This is a genomic window from Natronospira bacteriovora (assembly GCF_030848495.1).
Classification (GTDB): domain Bacteria; phylum Pseudomonadota; class Gammaproteobacteria; order Natronospirales; family Natronospiraceae; genus Natronospira; species Natronospira bacteriovora.
Window position 1 is genome coordinate 27,732 of sequence record NZ_JAVDDT010000001.1, and the last position, 18,673, is coordinate 46,404.

The window sequence follows — 18,673 nt, forward strand, 5'->3', positions numbered from 1 at the left end:
ATTTGCGGGACCCAGGAACGGGATCATTGCCCGGAACAAGCAGGAATCATGGAAGAATGAGCAAAGGCCAAAAGAATCGGCATCAGTTAAAAGACAGAGCCAGGAAGCCTGGCTCTGTCATGGCCCGTTTTACCGCCTTGTGCTGCCTGATGCTGTTCGTCACACCGATCTTTGCCGATGACGGTACGGCTCCACACGGCGGACAATCGTTAGCCGTTCTTTTCAGTGACCAGACGCCACCGTATGAGCAGTTCCGGCAAGGCTTTGAGGAGGAAATGAACGAGAGCCGGCCTTTCAGCCTGTACCAGACTCGCGAGCTGGATCGATCAGCCGCCGATACGCTGCGAGACGAGCCCTTGATCATTGCAGTCGGGGCCAGTGCAACCCGATGGGCCCTTGAGAACAGCACGGCTGATGTGTTCGCTACCATGGTTCCCGCGGACAGCATCGAGCAGCTGGGCAAGCGCTTTCCGGAGCGAAAGCTGCATGCCCTGTACATTGACCAGGCCCCATACCGGCATATGGCGCTGATGCGATCGTCCCTGCCCGATGCCGAGAGAATCACCCTTCTGTGCAGGGATCCGCAACCTGCCCGCCTGGAAGCGCTGATGGCAGCAGCCGACAGACTGGATCTGAAACTGGAGTTCCGTCAGGTACGAAACCGTTCCGAGATCATACGCGCGGTCCAGGCAGTGCATCGCGAAACCGATGCCTTCATCGTACTCCCGGCCAGCGAAGCCATGGGGCCAGCGGACCTGCGCGCCTTGTTGCTACACAGTTTCAGAACGGGGGTGCCCGTATTCGGATACTCCCCGGGCCTGGTGTCGGCCGGCACCATCGCCGCCATTCACTCCAATCCGCAGTCACTCGGGCGGGAAACCGCCCGTAAATTCAAGGGACTACAGAACAGTCAAGCGCCGAGATGGGCCAGTTCCACTTTCCCCGTACACTATGATCTGACTATCAACCGCGAGGTCGCACGGTCGCTCGGCATCCCTCTACCGTCCGAATCTGCACTCCGGCAGGCAATTGACAGCATGGAGACCCGGTAATGCGCCTTCGGCTCCGAACCCAGATTCTCCTGATCGCGCTACTGCCAACGGCGCTGGTTGCGTTTGTCATTGGTGGCTATCTGCTGATGACGAGAGTCGCTGACCTGCATGAATCACAGATTCGACTTGGAGAAACCATTGCGGAACACCTGGCCCCGGCGAGTGAATTTGCCGTGCTCTCCGGCGATCGGCGTGTTCTTGAACGCCTCACGAACCAGCTCGTGCAAAAGGACAATGTCTGGCAGGTCAGTATCTATGATGCTGAAGATCGTCTGCTGGCCGAGGCCACAAGCTCGCTGGAGAAGTCCGATGTCCCGGGATGGATAGGCTGGTTTTATCCGGGCTCATCCGAACGACTGCTCTTTGAGGCCCCCATTGAGATTGCCGACGACCCAATCGGGGATTTTGAAGGTCTGTTCAGCGATCCGGAGACCGCTGCGACGAATGATGCCGTGATCGGCAGGGTCGTTGTGGAGCTCTCATCCCAGCCCCTGCAGAGCCGGCAGGCCGAAGTGCTCCGATTCGGCAGCCTGCTGATTCTTGTCGGCCTGATAATCGCCTTCGCCCTCGCTACCCGGGCCGGCTTGAATATCGTTCGCCCCATCAACAATGTGGTTCAGGCATTTCGCCAGTTCGGAAACGGCGACCTGAATACGCGCGTCTCCGTGCAATCTCGTGGTGAAACCGCGCTCCTTGAACAGGGCTTCAATGACCTTGCCGCGGAAATCCAGACATCTCGCGAACGGATGGAGGCCGAAATCGAGCAGGCCACATCCGAACTGCAGGAAACCCTGGAAGCGGTGGAGATCCAGAATGTGGAACTGGATCTGGCCAGAAAACGGGCTGAAGAATCGAATCGCATCAAGTCCGAGTTCCTGGCCAACATCAGCCACGAAATCAGAACCCCAATGAACGCCATATTCGGCTATACCCAGCTTCTGGCGCGGACAACGGCCAATGACAGCCAGAAGGACTACATACAGACAATCCAGCGGTCCGCCGAATCCCTGCTGGCCCTGCTTGAGGATGTACTCAATCTCTCACGCATCGAAGCCGGACGCGTTGAAGTGGACAACAACCCCTTCAGCCCGGAAGCCTTGTTCGAGGAACTCATCACCATCATGGCCCCAGCGGCGCATGAGAAGGGCCTCGATCTCCTCTGGTGCCCGGAAAGCCCCTTGCCGAGTCAGGTTCATGGGGATGCAGTCAAACTCCGCCAGATTGTCAGCAACCTGCTCTCCAATGCCTGCAAGTTCACGGACCAGGGCAGCGTGTCACTGAAGGCTCGCGTCGAATCGAAGGCCGAGGGCCGTGGCTGGCTGGTGGTGAAGGTTGAGGATACCGGCATAGGCATCAGAGACTCAGACCTTCCACGCCTCTTCCAGGCTTTCACTCAACTGGACAGCTCAAGCTCAAGACGCCATCAGGGCGCCGGTCTTGGCCTTGTCATCTGCGACCAGCTCAGCCGGCTAATGGGCGGGAATATCCATGTTGATAGCCAGGCCGGTGTGGGCAGTACATTCAGTGTGCACATTCCGCTCGATGCGATCGAGCATGCCGATGGCAACGCTCAGATCATCCCGCCAATACTCGTTCAGGCTCAGGATAAGAGCATCGCATCCAGCCTTGCCGGACGTCTGACCCAAATCGGTGGCCGGATTCTGGAGCCCTCGGTGGCCGATGACAAACCCGGGCCAAAAGATGCCGGGAAGGGAGACGACGCCCCTCTGCTGCTGATCGGTCTGAGTCGCCGGGAAGTCGTGGCAATGATTCGGGGAGATGCATCATTGCCTGGCCTGCAGAAGCTTCCAGAGGGTTTCCGTACAAGCGTGGTGCTTGCCAGCACCCAGGACAGCATCGAACTGGAATCATTGAGAACACGGCTGGGTGCGCCCTGCCTGCCGATGACCTGTTCCCGCTCCCTGCTTGAGAAGACGCTCGCGGCCGCGAAGGATGAACAGGCGGACACCCTGCCGGTAGCATTGCTTGGCGAAGAAATCAGCGAACAGAGTCACCTTTCGGGCCTTCGCCTGATGGTGGTCGAGGACAACCGGATCAATCGTCACCTTACCACGGAGTTTCTCGAATCCGCCGGCGCCAGCGTCCGCGCTGCAGTGGACGGGCATGATGCGCTCGACATTGCCGCGCAATGGAAGCCGGATGCAGTGCTCATGGATATCCAGCTTCCCGACATGGATGGCCTCGAGACCAGTCAACGGCTGCGCAAGGGCTTCGGCTATGACAGGATTCCCATTCTTGCATTGACCGCCAGCGCCAGCGAGGAAGAACATCGCCGATGCCTGAGGGGTGGACTGGATGCTGTCCTGGTCAAGCCGGTTCGCGCCGAAACCCTGATCAGTCGCGTTCGACGGGCCATCGAGGACTACGCGGAAGAAACACCCACCAGTGAAACACCCGAGACCACACTCCCCCGGAAAACAAGCAGGCAACCCATGGGGCGAGATGCTTCCGGAAAACTGAGAGCGGATATTGCCGACATGGTGGCCAGTGACTTGCCGTCGCAGTTGTCCACGGCCAGGACTTTCCTGGAGAAAGGCGACCTCAAGGGGCTGGATTCTGAAGTTCACACCATCAAGGGTACAGCCGCATTCTGTGGTTTCCCGGATCTTCAGGCCGCATGCGAAGCCATTCGACTGGCCATCGCCGAGACGCGGGCCAACCCGGACGGGCATCTGGAAACGCTCATGGAAACGCTTGAGCGGGAGGCTCAACAAGTTCTTGATGAGCTCAAGGGTTGAATGTCATCCGGCGGGCCGCCGCAACATCACCGCAAATGCCACGATCAGGCCCGCCTCATCGGTCAGGCTGATCTCGGCCTGACCTGCGCCGCGCTCGCGGCGCAAGGCATCGGCCTTGTCCGAGAAGATGGCGAATGGCTTTCCGGAGACTTCCTGGCAGCAACCCACGTCACGCAACCACATCCCCTGCCGGAACCCGGTACCGAGCGCCTTCACCAGTGCTTCCTTGGCTGCAAATCGCATTGCCAGATAGCGGACCGGGCGTTTGCTGCGGGCAAACTCTTCCAGCTCCCCAGGCATGAGAAGGTGATCGACCAGCCGATCCCCCCAACGCTCGTAAGCGCGCTCAATACGCCGGATCTCCACCAGATCCGTTCCAACGCCGAAGAGACCGGGAATCTGCTCAGCGGCCTTCATCAGGCGGCGACCCGGCTGGCTTCCATGAGCGTTTTCATTTCCCGTACCGCCTCTGGCAAGCCGGTCAGAACGGCTCGAGCAATGATGGCATGACCGATATTGAGTTCACTGACTTCCGGAATGGCCGCCACGGCCTGGGTATTGTGATAGTGCAGGCCGTGTCCGGCGTGAACGATCAGGCCCTTGTCGGCCGCCAGACGTGCGGCCTGCTGCAGGCGCTCCAGCTCTTTTGACTGCACGTCCCCACTGCTTTCCGCGTACTGACCGGTATGCAGTTCGACGACCGGCGCTCCCACGGCAACAGCGGCCTTGACCTGACGGGGCTCCGGATCAATGAAAAGGGACACGCGAATTCCCGCCTCGCTCAGACGCGAGACAGCCTCCTTGAGCAGGGGTTTCTGAGAGAGCACATCGAGTCCCCCTTCGGTGGTCAGCTCTTCGCGCTTCTCCGGCACCAGACAGCAGGCAAAGGGGCGGATCTCCCCGGCGATACCGATCATCTCCTCGGTGACCGCCATCTCAAGATTCATGCGGGTCTGAAGCAGCTCACTCATGAGCCGCACGTCACGATCAAGTATATGGCGCCGATCCTCCCGCAGATGAATGGTAATGCTGTCCGCTCCATTCATCTCCGCCAGCAGGGCGGCCTGCACCGGATCCGGATAAACGGTACCCCGTGCCTGACGCAGCGTTGCCACATGATCGACATTGACGCCCAGTTCGATTGGGTGCATCCCACCTCTCCCTAGTTCGACCCCGAATCCAGAGGGTTCTTTTCTGACATCTGATGGCGACCCCGACGCCGAATATCCCTGAGAACCTGCGCTGACTTCAATGGCTTGCCACCAAGATAGGGCTCCATTGCCTGGGCCAGTAGCCTGCGCGATTCGCGCAGGACGACAGCATCGTCCCATTCGGGCGAATCCCAGCACTCGCTCTGCAATGCGAGCAGGGTTCGACCTGAAACGGCCTTCGTCCCTGCTTCTCCACCAATGCGCCTGGGTCCAGCCGAGGGATCAAAGCGATAGAGGCGATCCGCTTCAATGGGAAAACCATCAAGGCAATCCTCACCCAGCGGAAGACCGTAACCTATGCATGTCAACGCCTCGGCTTCGAATCGGCGCAACACCCGGGCCATTGATTCTTCCGTGCCCAGACGATGAAGACAGGCCTCATACACAGCATACAGCTCTGGATGCGGATCCTGCCGTCCTGCAAGGCGAAGAATCAGTTCATTGACGTAGAAACCGGCCAGCAAACGCTCCCCTGCCAGCGCAAGGGGGGAGCCCGCTGATTCCACAGCCGTCAGGGTACCCATTTCACCCCCCAGGCGCCAGGAAAGCAGAAGCGGCCGAAAGGCCTGCAGGAGTGCTCGCTGTGATGACCGAGGGCGTCGGGCACCACGCGCCACCAGGACCAGACGCCCCTGCTCGCGACTGAACACATGCAGAATCAGGCTGCTATCCCGATAAGGCAGATGATGGAGCACGTAAGCGGCCTGTAACTGAGGCCGGCGATCGCTCATTCGCTGCTGATCCCCATGCTGCCCAGCAGGCGCGGATCATCAGGCCAGCCGGGTCGCACCTTGACCCAGAGATCCAGATGAACCCGGCAACCGAACTGCTCGACCAGTTCCTTGCGTGCGGCGGTACCGATATCCTTGAGCACCTTGCCCCCCTTGCCGATCACGATGCCCTTTTGCCCTTCGCGTTCAATCCATATGATGGCGCCCAGCTTGAGCTGGCCATCAACACGCTCCATGGATTCGATCTGGACAGCCAGGGCGTAGGGCACTTCCTGGTGCACTCGAAGCATCAGCTTTTCACGAATGATCTCCGCAGCGAGAATCCGCTCATTCTGGTCACTGTATTGTTCCTGGGGGAAAAAGGCGGGTGATTCCGGCAGATGATGGCGAATTTCATCCAGTAGCGGCGCAAGATTGTCCTGCTTGCTGGCTGACAAAGGCACGACGAAGGCGAAAGCCGCCCGTTGCTGCATCTCGGCAATGAATGGCAGCAACTGTTCCCGATCCTTGAGCAGATCCACCTTGTTGATCACCAGGCCCAGTGGAAGCTCCAGCCGTTTCAGGGCGTCGAGAATGCGCTGATCCTGCTCGGTCCATTTTCCAGCCTGAACCACGAAAAGGACCACATCCGCATCTCGCGCCGCTGATTCCGCCAGACGGTTCATCGCCTGATTCATGCGACGGGGCGCATCGGAATGAATCCCGGGTGTATCAACGAAAACATATTGAACGGCATCATGGGTCAACACGCCCATGATGCGATGCCGGGTCGTCTGCGGCTTCGCCGTCACGATGCTGACCTTGTGCCCGACCAGGGCGTTGACCAGAGTGGATTTACCCACATTGGGGCGGCCCACCACACCGACAAGGCCGGCCTGTTTTACTTCCTCAGTCATTGCGTCAACCTCTTGAGCACGGCAGCGGCAGCGGCCTGTTCCGCCTTGCGACGGCTGCTACCCTCTCCCTGTGCCCGGAATGTGCTACCGGGAACCGAGCAGATCACCTGGAATCGTTGCTCATGATCCTTACCAAGAATGGCTTCCACATGGTATTCGGGCAACTGCAGGCCCTGACCCTGCAGGCATTCCTGAAGCCGCGTCTTGGGGTCCTTCAGTTCCGCCGGTGGCGGCAGGCGCTTCAGGCGATCGGCGTAGAGCGACTGGATCAGGCGCTGTGCCGGCTCGAACCCACCGTCCAGATAGACGGCCCCGATCACGGCTTCGAGCGCATCGGCCAGAATCGAGCTGCGCCGAAAACCACCGCTCTTGAGCTCTCCGCCTCCCAGAAGCAGCTCATCCCCCAGGGCAAGCTCACCGGCAATGGCGGCAAGCGTCTCGCGATTGACCAGACTGGCCCTGAGGCGGCTGAGGTCACCCTCTTCCACCTGGGGAAATAGCTCATAGAGTGATTCGGAGACGCACAGCCCCAGAACGGCATCACCCAGAAACTCGAGCCGCTCATTATTTTTCCGACCCATGCTGCGATGCGTCAGTGCCGTTTCCAGCAATTCCGGCCTGGAGAAGGAATAATTCAGTCTTTCAGCAAGAACCTTGCCTGGCAAGCCTATTGCCCCCGGAACTCGTACTGTTTTTCGAAGGAGACAATGAAATCCACATTGCCGACGAATGGGACGCGGTGGTCGTACTCAACAACCAGGTGACGCCGACCATCGATATTCGTGATCTGAAATCGGTCAAGCTCGACGGCGGTAATGTTACTCACCCGCATATTGCGAATCAGTGCGCGCCTGATCTGCTGAGGTTCGGTCATCTCCGCATCACTGGTAATGGTCTGCATCATCGTGTTGACTGCGTATGACTGCATGTAGACCGGCAGAAGACGAATGCCAGCCAATACCACAAGCCCCACGAGCATGAACATGAAAACCCAGCCGATGGTCGTCATGCCTTGCTGAGATTGCCTGAGTTTCATAGCGACTACCCTCTATCGGATTGACTGGCCCATCCGGCCCCACTGCGGTGCGGCATTGAATGCCTCCCAACTCAGCCAGATGAACATGGCCCGGCCACGCAGGTGATCTTCGGGCACCAGACCCCAGTGACGGCCGTCAAGACTGTTGTCACGGTTATCACCGAGCATCAGGTAATGCCCTTCCGGGATAATAATGCCCTGTTCCAGCTCACGATTGCCATATTCGGCCCCGTGGGGGCTGACCAGCACTTCATGGGAAGCCTCACCCAGCGACTCCTCGATCAGCACGCTGCCAGGCAACACACGATCCCGGCGTCGATCCACTTCCCGGGGATAGTATTCACCCAGCACGGTCTGGCGAACCCGTTCCCCATTCAGGAACAGGGTCTTGTCACGATACACGACATGGTCGCCGGGGATCCCTATGACCCGCTTGATGTAATCCTTCGAGGGATTGGGCGGATACCGGAAGACAGCCACGTCCCCGCGTTCCGGGTTTCCCAGGTCGAGAAAACGGGTTTCCAGCACCGGCAATCGAAGGCCATAGGCGAACTTGTTGACCAGGATGAAATCCCCCACCAGCAGGGTCGGCATCATGGACGCCGAAGGGATTCGGAAAGGCTCGGCAATGAAGGAACGCAGAACCAGGACGATCAGCAGCACCGGGAAAAAGGCGCGGCTCCATTCCACCAGAGTGGGTTCCGGTTCCGCACTGGCCCGCAGTTTCCGCCACCACAGCCGGTCAATGGCCCAGATCAGACCAGTAATGAAGGTGCCCAGCACCAGAATCAGAGCAAGATTCATAGATCAGACGGCACCAACTGGCCATGTCCAATGCCCGTTGCCATAACCCAACTCGGCCAGGAGCCGAATCGCAGACATTCCACGTGGCCAATCAGAACCATGCCTCCCGTTATTTTTTATCAACCTGTAATACGGCAAGAAAGGCTTCCTGGGGAATCTCCACCTTGCCGAGCTGCTTCATTCGCTTTTTACCTTCCTTCTGCTTCTCCAGCAACTTCCGTTTTCGCGATACGTCACCACCATAACACTTGGCCGTCACATTCTTGCGCAAGGCCTTCACTGTGGTACGCGCAATGATCTGATTGCCGATGGCCGCCTGAATTGCCACATCAAACATCTGCCGTGGAATGATTTCCTTCATTCGCTCGCAGAGATCCCGCCCCCGATGATAGCTCTGATCCTTGTGGACGATCGTGGAAAGCGCATCCACACGGTCGCCGTTGATGAGTACATCCAGCTTGACCAGCTTGGAGGCCTCGAATCGATCAAAATCGTACTCAAAGGACGCGAAACCGCGACTCACCGATTTCAGTCGGTCAAAGAAGTCCAGCACCACTTCACTCATGGGAAGTTCATAGGTGAGCTGCACCTGCTTGCCGTGGTAGATCATCTTGCGCTGATTGCCGCGCTTTTCCTCACACAGGGTGATCACGGGTCCCACGAAATCCTGGGGAACCAGAATGTTGGCAACGATGATCGGCTCCCGAATCTCCTCAACGACGCCCTGGGGTGGCAGACGGGAAGGGTTATCCACCTGAACCACCTCGCCGTCCGTGGTCAGCACTTCGTAGATCACAGTCGGCGCCGTGGTAATCAGATCCAGCTGGTATTCCCGCTCCAGCCGTTCCTGAATAATTTCCATGTGCAGCATCCCCAGGAAGCCACAACGGAAACCGAAGCCGAGCGCATCAGACACCTCGGGTTCGTAATAGAGCGCCGCATCATTCAGCCGCAGCTTGGCCAGGGCATCGCGAAAATCTTCGTAATCACTGCTATCCACCGGGAACAGACCGGCGAACACCCGGGGTTTTACTTCCTGGAAGCCGGGCAGGCGCTCACTGCAGGGACGGTTATCCAGAGTCAGCGTATCGCCCACCGGCGCACCGTCGATTTCCTTGATCCCGGAAATGACGTAACCCACCTCACCGGTATCCAGAAACTCTCGCCTGGTTTTCTTGGGCGTGAAACTGCCAACCTCGGTAACCTGGTGAGCACGGCCGGTCGAAAGTACCCGAATGCGATCATTCCCGGTCAGCTTCCCATCCACAATGCGAACCAGTGATACCACACCCACATAATTGTCGAACCAGCTGTCGATGATCAGGGCCTTGAGCGGCCCGTCCGGGTCACCCTGCGGTGCCGGAACCTTACGCACGAGCTGTTCAAGCACTTCTTCCACATTGAGACCGGTCTTGGCGCTGACCGAAACGGCCTCGTCCGCCTCCAGCCCGATGATATCTTCAATCTCTTCCTTGACCCGATCCGGTTCGGCGGCGGGCAGATCAATCTTGTTCAGTACGGGAATGACTTCCAGACCCTGCTCAATGGCGGTGTAACAGTTGGCCACGCTCTGGGCTTCCACCCCCTGGGCAGCATCCACCACCAGCAAGGCACCTTCACAGGCAAACAGGGAGCGTGACACCTCGTAGGAAAAATCCACATGCCCGGGGGTATCGATGAAGTTCAATTCATAGGTCTGCCCATCTCGCGCCGTGTAATTCAGGGTCACACTCTGGGCCTTGATGGTGATCCCCCGCTCGCGCTCAAGATCCATGGAATCCAGCACCTGTTCGGCCATTTCCCGATCAGTCAGCCCACCGCATACCTGAATGAAACGGTCGGCGAGTGTCGATTTACCATGATCAATATGGGCGATGATGGAGAAATTGCGGATGTGCTTCATGTAGGACCTGAAGACGGATGAACCGCCGTATCTTATGATTGAGTGCGGCCATTTCACCGCCGCTGGTAAGTTTGGGACTCTCTGACCAAAGCGAACTCATCCGCCGTCGGGTGAATGAATGGTTCAGAGATCCCTTGATTATACGGGTCTGGGGCGGCTTCCGAAATGCAGGCGGGCACTTTCCGGGGAGCCGGTTTGGCGACGAGGCCTACTGCGCCTGCCGGCTCAGGGTCTGCGCGAGGCGCTCCGAATCCAAATGCCCGTAGCAGATGACCTCTTCCCCCAGGGCGAGAACGGGAATCTTGAGCCCATAGCGCCGTTCCAGCTGCGGATCGCCGCTGATGTCGATCTTCTCAATGATCAGCGCCTGGCCGTAACGGGCGTGGATGGCCTCGAGCATGGTGTCGCAGAGCCCGCAATTCGGACGCCCGTAAAGCGTCAGGGTCGGTGCTGTTCCGGAATCCCCCGTACTCATGCACGCACCTCGCCACTTTCCGGGCAGCCGGGCGGTGGACCGGGCAAGGCCCGAATGACGGTGGGAGTGGCCAGTGCGGTCGGGGTGCCACGACGAGCCAGATAGGCCAGGGGCGCCAGACCCAGCAGGAACCCACCGATGCCAAAGAGAATGACCCAGCCCTCGCCGAGGCCTAGCAGGGGGCCAGCCACGGCCGACACAGCGACCAGGCCGATCAGGGGCGGCAGATACATGAGAATCGACGCCAGCAAAAGATGACGTTCATCCAGCCCCAGTTCAACCCAGGTACCGGCCGGGAGATCATTGGGGTTGTAGGCCCGGACACGGTGCAGTCGTCGACCCAGCCAGCGCCCGATCAAGCCACCCCCACAACCCCGGCCTTCCGCGCAACGTGGACAGTCGCTGCGGCTGCGGGCCTCCACCCAGGCATGCCCGCCGACCGCCTCGACGATTCTGCCCTGTTCGAGAATCAATCCTGCTCCACCTCGGTCTGGATCACCGCTGGCAGGGCTTCAAAGGCCTCGGAAATCGCCAGGATCGTGGCACTGGGGGCCTCACCCACCACCGTGAGCTGATGACCGTCCACCACACGCCCGGAGGCATTCACCGTGCCCATGCGGGATTCGCCCTCGAAGGCCCGCCGATGTTCACGTTGCGGCTCGACAAATACCGAAACCTGGGCCAGCCCGTCAGAGATGACCACGTGGTGAAGCCGCCCTCCCCGCCGGAGTGCCTGCTCCCGCACGGAAACGGCCTGGAATCCCTCGGGGAGCCCTGCGGGCACCCACTCAGGCAAGGCCGTCTGCTTGTGTTCCTCACCACGGCCGGAGAAGGTGGCATGACGCACGGCATAGCCTTCACTGTCCCCGTCCAGCGTAGGCTTGAATGCATCTTCCGGCAGTTCTTCCAGGAAATGAATCTCGGTGAAAAGCACCTTCTGGATCACGCCACCGTCCGGCTCCAGCATGTCGCTTCTCAGCGGGATGCCGGTCTCCGTATCCAGCCAGAAAAGGAATCCGTAGCGATAGTCATCCCGCGGCCGTATGCCCACGACACGACTTTCACGGCCGGCGATGCGGTCACTTCCGAGACTGACGAATTCGTAATGACTGTCGTCCATGTCCCGCAGGCGCTGGCCAAGATGGGCGTGAAAACGGGTTGCGGATTGACGCAGATCCACCTCGCCAGAGGCGTCCCGAGGATGCACGCAGCGCACGGATTCGCCTTCACGTGTCAGCTCTCGCAAGGAACCACTGAGACTTAGCAATCGCTCGCGGGAACTGCCGTCACCACCACGATGAGTCACTTTCAGGGTTTCAACCTCGTCACCCTGAATCTGCACGAAAGTGCCCTGAAAATGGTGTGAGGCCAGTGCCTCTTCCATCCCGATCAGGGCATCACGGACAGACGCGCCCTCTGATGCCAGGGCGGAGGTGGCAACCGCCCACAGCAGGCCGGCCGCACAGGCGCCCACAAGTCGGCGATCACCCATCATTGGGGATTGGCTCCCGATTCCTCGCTCTCGTCCCGTGAATCCGGCTCGTCCTGCTCAATACGGCGCAGACCCGCGGCCTGATCGGTATGATTGACCCGATAGGTGTGCAAGCGCTGCCAGGGGTCGGAGTCCTCGATACTGAGACGGGTCCCGGCCGATGCCGGCGAGAAACGGGCGGAGGCCGGCCAGGGTGAAGCTTCACTGGCGGCCCCGGGAACCACTTCGACACGTTCCGGCACATCGTTGAAGTGTTCGCCCTGGAGACCGATGAGCGCCACGGTGGCCACACCGGCTGCCACGGCCAGCCCGGCGACGGGACGGAGCCATTCCCGCCAGCGCGGCGGCGGTGCCGTGCTCGCATGTTCACGCTCAATGCCGGCCATGACTGAACGGCTGAATTCCGGCCCGACCAGGGTCATGCCGCTATCGGCGCCTGCTTCCACGAGGCGTGCACAGCGCTGATACCGGTCCCAGACATCCCGAAGTTCGGGATCCTTCTCAAAGCGCCGAACCAGGAGCCGAGCCTCCCCGTCATCCAGCTCCCCATCCATCAGCGCCGAAATCTGCTCGCGCAGTCTCTCACTCATTCCCGATCTCCTTACAACAACGGGCGCAGGCGTTCCGAAATGGCCTCACGGGCCCTGAAAATGCGGGATCGCACGGTACCAACCGGGCAATCCATCGCTTCAGCAATTTCTTCGTAGGTCAGGCCTTCCAGTTCACGCAAAACGATGGCCGTGCGCAGGTCTTCGGGCAGCGCAGCAATGGCATCCTCGACGGTGCTCCGAATTTCATCGGTCAACACCATTCCCTCAGGCGTATCCACGTGTTTTAGACGGGCCTGAATCTCGAATTGTTCCGGGTCCTGAAGATCCACGTCCTGATCCACCGGGCGACGGCGCTCGGCCACCAGGTAGTTCTTGGCGGTATTGATGGCAATCCGGTAAAGCCAGGTGTAGAAGGCACTGTCCCCGCGAAAGTTTGGCAGGGCACGGTAGGCCTTGATGAATGCTTCCTGGGCAACATCGAGCGCGTCCGCCTGATCACGCACATAGCGTGAAATCAACTTCACGATCTTGTGCTGGTACTTGCGCACCAGCACATCGTAGGCTCCACGGTCGCCCTGCTGCACCCGTTCGACCAGCAACTGATCCGTTTTCCTGTTGCCCATCCGGGGCCGTTCCTCTGAGTGAGGGGGCGACTCCTCGTCCTGCCCCTGTGACCCTGGCAGGCGCCGGGAGTTCGCCGGTGACACGAAAAACCGCTCGATTTCCCCTTTTCGTGCTTGACGGGCGCTGGAGCCAGAGCCCGCTGCACATTAAACTGGCGCCACATTGTAACAGAGCCGGCCTCCACCACACGGACAAACCATGCATCAAGGCAATCCGAGGGATTCAGCTACTTTCGACGCCATCGTCATTGGCAGTGGAGCCGCCGGCCTGGCGGCCGCACTGAACCTGCCAGAGGACTGGCGAGTTGCCCTGGTGTCCAAGGGCCCCGCCGATGCCGGCAGCACGGCCTGGGCGCAGGGTGGCATGTCCGCGGCACTGGACACCGGAGACAGCGTCGATGCTCACGTTCGCGATACGCTGGATGCGGGGGCCGGCCTGGGCCGCCCTGACGTTATTCGTGCCATTGCCGGCGAGGCGCCGGAGATCGCCCGCTGGCTGTCGGAACTGGGGGTACCCTTCACCCGGGACGCGGACAACCACTACCATCTTACCCAGGAGGGCGGGCACCGGCATCGGCGCGTGCTGCACGTCGCCGACTCTACCGGCCGAGCCATTCATGACGCCCTGCGGCAGGCGGCCGATGCCCGTTCAGGCATTCACTGGCTGACGGATCGTATCGCGGTGGATCTGATCACCGCCCGCCGCCAGCGAATTGCCGGCCCTAACCGCTGCCTTGGTGCCTATGTCCTCAACCGCGCCACCGGCCATGTGGAGACACTGGCCAGCCCACGGGTTCTGCTCGCCACCGGAGGGGCCAACAAGGTCTATCTCTATTCCAGCAACCCGGACGGCAATACGGGTGATGGTATTGCCATGGCCTGGCGGGTGGGCTGCCGGGTTGCCAACCTTGAATTCATGCAATTTCACCCCACCTGTCTATTCCATCCGGAGGCCCGCTCCTTCCTGATCAGCGAAGCCGTACGTGGCGAGGGCGGGCATCTGCTGCTGCCGGACGGTGAACGTTTCATGCCCCGCTTCCATCCGCAGGCGGAACTGGCGCCGCGCGATATCGTGGCGCGGGCAATCGACCACGAGATGAAACGCCTCGGTCTGGAGCATGTCTGGCTGGACATCAGCCATGAATCGGCGGAGCGGGTGCGATCCCTTTTCCCCACCATTCACGCAAAACTGGATTCCCTGGGCATCGACATGACCCGGGATCCCATTCCGGTGGTACCCGCTGCCCATTACACCTGCGGTGGAATTCTGACGGACCTCCATGGCTGCACCGACCTGCCCGGCCTCTACGCCGCCGGCGAAACAGCCCACACCGGTCTGCATGGGGCCAATCGCATGGCCAGCAACTCACTGCTGGAATGCCTCGTAATGGGCCGCGCTGCCGCCCGCCATATGTGCGAGACGCCCCTGCCCGCCGTGGATGCCGACCTTCGCCCCTGGGACGAAAGCCGTGTCACCGACTCGGACGAGGAAATCGTGGTCCGCCACAACTGGCTCGAGCTGAGGCGTTTCATGTGGGATTACGTTGGCATTGTTCGCAGCCGCAAACGTCTGGACCGGGCGCTGGCCCGTGCCCGGCTGCTACGCTCGGAGATCCAGTCCTATTATGCGGATTTCCGGGTCACCGACGACCTGCTGGAGTTGCGCAACCTGGCGGAAGTGGCGGAGCTGGTCATCCGTTGCGCCCAGGCCCGCCGGGAAAGCCGGGGACTCCACTACAACCTGGACTTTCCGAACCCCGAGCCCGAGGCACTGGCTCGGGATACCGTGCTGCTACCGCCCAACTGGCCGGGAAGATCCCAGGCGCCGGAATGGGCCTCGTTCCCGCGAGATGCCAGCCCAGCGAAGCCGTGCGCGTAGACGCCGCAGGCCCCGCGGGCAGACGGCGTCCGGGGACAAGACCAGCCAGCGACCACGGCGACCGCCCGCCGCCACCAGTCTGATAACCATCAGGCTGGCGAAACCCCAGACCACTCGCTGCAGATACCACTCGCCCACCTCCTTGTTGTCACCATCCAGCAGGCGGAAACGTCCCTGCGGGCCCAGTTCAATGGTGACTGCATCCAGGTACAGGAAGGGAAAGGCCCAGCACAGCAAGTGCTGGCGAAATGCCAGCGCATTGATCAGCAGCAGGGAAAGCTGAAGCCAGAGGGGCAGATCCGCCAGCAGAATGGCCAGCGCGACCAGGGTATGGATCAGGAGAAAAACGGCAAGAAGACGGGGTGAAGCCCCCAGTTCAAGCCGGGTCTGATTGCCGAATCCGTGATACCACATGGGCCAGTTCGCGGTCCCCGGGCTGTGCTCTTCCACTCAGCCAATCCCACAACTCGGGATCCTGGCAGGACAGAAGGCGGTCAAAGGCCGCCCGCTCCGACTCGGAAGCGGACGACCAGGACTCGGCCAGATAACGCTCGAGCATGACGTCGAGTTCTTTCATGCCGCGCCGACACAACCAGCGCAGGCGGGACAGCTCGCGCGCCCGGTCGCCACTCATCAGTGCTTGCGCTCTGCCAGCAGCTTCTTGGTTTCTGCAATGGCCTTGGCCGGGTTGAGCCCCTTCGGGCAGGCCATGGTGCAGTTCATGATGGTGTGACAGCGATAGATCTTGAACGGATCTTCCAGGTCATCAAGACGCTCTCCGGTGGCCTCATCGCGGCTATCCACGATCCAGCGATAGGCCTGCAGCAATACGGCCGGGCCCAGATAGCGATCACCATTCCACCAGTAACTCGGGCAGGACGTCTGGCAGCACGCACACAGGATGCACTCGTAGAGCCCGTCCAGCTTGGCCCGATCTTCCTTGGACTGCAGGCGCTCCTGATTGGGTGGCGGCGGTGTGTTGGTCTTGAGCCAGGGCTCCACGGAGGCCAATTGGGCATAGAAATGGGTCATGTCGGTGACCAGATCCTTGACCACATCCATGTGCGGCAGGGGGTAGATCTTCACGTCACCCTTGATCTCATCACAGGCCTTGGTACAGGCCAGCGTGTTCACGCCGTCAATGTTCATGGCGCAGGAGCCGCAAATGCCCTCGCGACAGGAACGACGAAAAGTCAGGGACGGATCCATCTCGTTCTTGATCTTGATGATGGCATCCAGAACCATGGGCCCACAGTCATCCATATTGACTTCATAGGTGTCCATGGCCGGGTTGGAGCCACTGTCCGGATCATAACGATAGACATGAAAACGCTTGATATTGCCATCCGCGTTTTCGGCCTTGTGGACCTGGCCCTTCTTGATGCGGGAGTTTTTCGGCAGCCGGAAATCAGCCATGTCAGTCACTCTCCATTGCAGGCCCCGGCCCGTGGCCGGGGCAGCCATGATCAGTAGGTACGTGCCTTGGGCGCAATCACTTCCACTTCGTCAGTGAGCGTATTCATGTGCACCGGACGGTAGTCCAGATCCACACCCCCCTTGCCGTCGTACCAGGCCAGGGTGTGCTTCATCCATTGCTCATCATTGCGATCACTGTAGTCCTCACGGGCATGGGCACCACGGCTTTCCTCGCGATTGACGGCAGACTGGATCGTCACCATGGCCTGACCCAGCAGGTTGTCCAGTTCCAGGGTTTCCACCAGGTCGGAGTTCCAGACCAGGGAGCGATCCGCGACAGACACGTCCTTGAAGGAAGCGACCGTCTCCTTGAGCTTGTCGATACCTTCCTGCATCACGTCACCGGTACGGAAGACGGCAGCATGATTCTGCATGGTCTTCTGCATCTCGAGGCGAATGTCCGCGGTGTTACGCGACCCCTTGGCGTTGCGCAGACGATCGAAACGCTCAAGACAGGCATCACCAGCATTTTCCGGCAGGGGCTTGTGAGCCTGCCCGGGCTTGATCAGCTCACCACAGCGTTCCGCCACGGCGCGGCCGAACACCACCAGATCCAGCAGGGAGTTGGAACCCAGCCGGTTGGCGCCATGAACGGAGACACAGGCAGCCTCGCCCGCGGCCATCAGGCCCGGCACCACATGATCCGGGTCGCCGTCCTTCAGGGTCAGAACCTCGCCATGATAATTGGCCGGAATGCCGCCCATGTTGTAGTGCACCGTGGGCAGAACCGGGATTGGCTCCTTGGTGACATCCACCCCGGCGAAGATGCGTGCGGTTTCCGCGATACCCGGGAGTCGCTCATTGATCACATCGGCACCCAGGTGTTCAAGATGCAGATGAATATGATCCTTGTCCTTGCCAACACCCCTGCCTTCGCGAATCTCGATGGTCATGGAGCGGGAAACCACGTCACGGGACGCCAGATCCTTGGCATTGGGAGCGTAGCGCTCCATGAAGCGCTCACCCTCGGAGTTGGTGAGATACCCTCCCTCACCTCGCACACCTTCGGTGATCAGGCAGCCGGCGCCATAGACCCCGGTGGGGTGGAACTGCACGAACTCCATGTCCTGCAGGGGCAGACCGGCACGCAATACCATGCCGTTGCCATCACCGGTGCAGGTATGCGCCGACGTGCAGGAGAAATAGGCGCGACCATAGCCACCGGTGGCCAGAATCACGGTATGGGCCTGGAAGCGATGGATGGTGCCGTCCTGCAGGTTCCAGGCCATCACCCCGCGACAGGCGCCCTCCTCGTCCATGATCAGATCAAGGGCGAAGTACTCGATGAAGAACTCGGCATTGTTACGCAATGCCTGCTGATACAGGGTATGCAGCATGGCGTGGCCGGTGCGATCGGCCGCGGCGCAGGTGCGCTGGGCGGTGCCTTCCCCGAAATGGGTGGTCATGCCACCAAAGGGGCGCTGATAGATCTTGCCTTCCTCGGTCCGGGAAAAGGGCACACCGTAATGTTCAAGTTCGATCACTGCCTTGGGCGCTTCCTTGCACATGTATTCGATGGCGTCCTGGTCACCGAGCCAGTCGGAGCCCTTGACGGTGTCGTACATGTGCCAGCGCCAGTCATCCTCACCCATGTTGCCCAGGGAGGCACTGATCCCCCCCTGCGCCGCCACGGTGTGGCTTCGGGTCGGAAAAACCTTGGTGATACAGGCAGTGGACAGGTTCTTTTCAGCCAGACCCAGGGTGGCACGCAGGCCGGCACCACCGGCACCCACCACCACGACGTCGTACTGATGATCGATAATCTCGTAGGCCTTCGACATTGAC

The 18,673-nt window shown here is 60.3% G+C and carries 20 protein-coding genes; 3 read left to right on the plus strand and 17 right to left on the minus strand.

The window, feature by feature from the left end; translation table 11 throughout:
- Nucleotides 1-119: 119 nt before the first annotated feature.
- Together RBH19_RS00145 and RBH19_RS00150 are read left to right on the plus strand one after the other, a co-directional pair.
- On the plus strand, nt 120-1,052 hold the full coding sequence (locus RBH19_RS00145) for an ABC transporter substrate-binding protein (RefSeq protein ID WP_306726767.1): 933 nt from the start codon (nt 120-122) through the stop codon (nt 1,050-1,052).
- Nucleotides 1,052-3,811: an ATP-binding protein gene (locus tag RBH19_RS00150; RefSeq protein WP_306726768.1), complete on the plus strand. Its 2,760-nt coding sequence runs from the start codon at nt 1,052-1,054 to the stop codon at nt 3,809-3,811. The genes RBH19_RS00145 and RBH19_RS00150 overlap by 1 nt, the downstream gene beginning before the upstream one ends.
- Nucleotides 3,812-3,814: 3 nt before the next feature.
- Here RBH19_RS00150 and acpS read toward each other — a convergent pair whose 3' ends face one another.
- The 13 genes from acpS to rpoE form a co-directional block, all read right to left on the minus strand.
- Nucleotides 3,815-4,228: a holo-ACP synthase gene (gene acpS, locus RBH19_RS00155; RefSeq protein ID WP_306726769.1), complete on the minus strand. Its 414-nt coding sequence runs from the start codon at nt 4,226-4,228 to the stop codon at nt 3,815-3,817.
- On the minus strand, nt 4,228-4,962 hold the full coding sequence (gene pdxJ / locus RBH19_RS00160; protein ID WP_306726770.1) for a pyridoxine 5'-phosphate synthase: 735 nt from the start codon (nt 4,960-4,962) through the stop codon (nt 4,228-4,230). The genes acpS and pdxJ overlap by 1 nt, the downstream gene beginning before the upstream one ends.
- 11 nt (nt 4,963-4,973) lie before the next feature.
- Nucleotides 4,974-5,753 (minus strand): DNA repair protein RecO, encoded by a 780-nt coding sequence (gene recO / locus RBH19_RS00165; RefSeq protein ID WP_306726771.1) that lies wholly within the window; start codon nt 5,751-5,753, stop codon nt 4,974-4,976.
- Nucleotides 5,750-6,649: a GTPase Era gene (era, locus tag RBH19_RS00170; protein WP_306726772.1), complete on the minus strand. Its 900-nt coding sequence runs from the start codon at nt 6,647-6,649 to the stop codon at nt 5,750-5,752. The genes recO and era overlap by 4 nt, the downstream gene beginning before the upstream one ends.
- Nucleotides 6,646-7,320, minus strand: a complete 675-nt coding sequence (gene rnc, locus RBH19_RS00175; protein ID WP_306727278.1) for a ribonuclease III — start codon at nt 7,318-7,320, stop codon at nt 6,646-6,648. The genes era and rnc overlap by 4 nt, the downstream gene beginning before the upstream one ends.
- A complete protein-coding gene (locus RBH19_RS00180; protein WP_306726774.1) occupies nt 7,317-7,685 on the minus strand; it encodes a DUF4845 domain-containing protein in 369 nt (122 codons plus the stop codon). Before RBH19_RS00180 ends, rnc begins: the two co-directional genes overlap by 4 nt.
- A 12-nt stretch (nt 7,686-7,697) precedes the next feature.
- Entirely contained in the window at nt 7,698-8,489 is a 792-nt protein-coding gene (gene lepB / locus RBH19_RS00185; RefSeq protein ID WP_306726776.1) for a signal peptidase I, read from the minus strand.
- A 109-nt stretch (nt 8,490-8,598) separates the two neighbouring features.
- On the minus strand, nt 8,599-10,392 hold the full coding sequence (lepA, locus tag RBH19_RS00190) for a translation elongation factor 4 (protein ID WP_306726777.1): 1,794 nt from the start codon (nt 10,390-10,392) through the stop codon (nt 8,599-8,601).
- A 208-nt stretch (nt 10,393-10,600) separates the two neighbouring features.
- Nucleotides 10,601-10,867: a glutaredoxin family protein gene (locus RBH19_RS00195; protein ID WP_306726779.1), complete on the minus strand. Its 267-nt coding sequence runs from the start codon at nt 10,865-10,867 to the stop codon at nt 10,601-10,603.
- On the minus strand, nt 10,864-11,340 hold the full coding sequence (locus tag RBH19_RS00200) for a SoxR reducing system RseC family protein (RefSeq protein ID WP_306726780.1): 477 nt from the start codon (nt 11,338-11,340) through the stop codon (nt 10,864-10,866). Before RBH19_RS00200 ends, RBH19_RS00195 begins: the two co-directional genes overlap by 4 nt.
- Nucleotides 11,337-12,362, minus strand: coding sequence for a MucB/RseB family sigma factor regulatory protein (locus RBH19_RS00205; RefSeq protein WP_306726781.1), 1,026 nt, complete (start codon nt 12,360-12,362; stop codon nt 11,337-11,339). Before RBH19_RS00205 ends, RBH19_RS00200 begins: the two co-directional genes overlap by 4 nt.
- Nucleotides 12,359-12,949, minus strand: coding sequence for a sigma-E factor negative regulatory protein (locus tag RBH19_RS00210; RefSeq protein WP_306726782.1), 591 nt, complete (start codon nt 12,947-12,949; stop codon nt 12,359-12,361). The genes RBH19_RS00205 and RBH19_RS00210 overlap by 4 nt, the downstream gene beginning before the upstream one ends.
- A gap of 11 nt (nt 12,950-12,960) precedes the next feature.
- The gene (gene rpoE / locus RBH19_RS00215) at nt 12,961-13,533 is read right to left on the minus strand and encodes an RNA polymerase sigma factor RpoE (protein ID WP_306726783.1); all 573 of its coding nucleotides are present in this window, start codon (nt 13,531-13,533) and stop codon (nt 12,961-12,963) included.
- 199 nt (nt 13,534-13,732) lie between these two features.
- Between rpoE and nadB the strand changes: the two genes are divergently transcribed.
- A complete protein-coding gene (gene nadB, locus RBH19_RS00220; protein WP_306726784.1) occupies nt 13,733-15,412 on the plus strand; it encodes an L-aspartate oxidase in 1,680 nt (559 codons plus the stop codon).
- Here the strand turns inward: nadB and RBH19_RS00225 are convergent.
- The 4 genes from RBH19_RS00225 to sdhA are packed head-to-tail and all read right to left on the minus strand — an operon-like array spanning nt 15,326 to nt 18,669.
- Nucleotides 15,326-15,826 carry a protein YgfX gene (locus tag RBH19_RS00225; protein WP_306726786.1) on the minus strand — a complete coding sequence of 167 codons (501 nt, stop codon included), beginning with the start codon at nt 15,824-15,826 and terminating at the stop codon, nt 15,326-15,328. The two genes, nadB and RBH19_RS00225, sit on opposite strands and share 87 nt — an antisense overlap.
- Nucleotides 15,789-16,046 (minus strand): FAD assembly factor SdhE, encoded by a 258-nt coding sequence (locus tag RBH19_RS00230; protein ID WP_306726787.1) that lies wholly within the window; start codon nt 16,044-16,046, stop codon nt 15,789-15,791. Before RBH19_RS00230 ends, RBH19_RS00225 begins: the two co-directional genes overlap by 38 nt.
- The gene (locus RBH19_RS00235) at nt 16,046-16,828 is read right to left on the minus strand and encodes a succinate dehydrogenase iron-sulfur subunit (protein ID WP_306726788.1); all 783 of its coding nucleotides are present in this window, start codon (nt 16,826-16,828) and stop codon (nt 16,046-16,048) included. Before RBH19_RS00235 ends, RBH19_RS00230 begins: the two co-directional genes overlap by 1 nt.
- 50 nt (nt 16,829-16,878) lie before the next feature.
- Nucleotides 16,879-18,669: a succinate dehydrogenase flavoprotein subunit gene (gene sdhA, locus RBH19_RS00240; protein WP_306726789.1), complete on the minus strand. Its 1,791-nt coding sequence runs from the start codon at nt 18,667-18,669 to the stop codon at nt 16,879-16,881.
- Between the last annotated feature and the right edge of the window lie 4 nt (nt 18,670-18,673).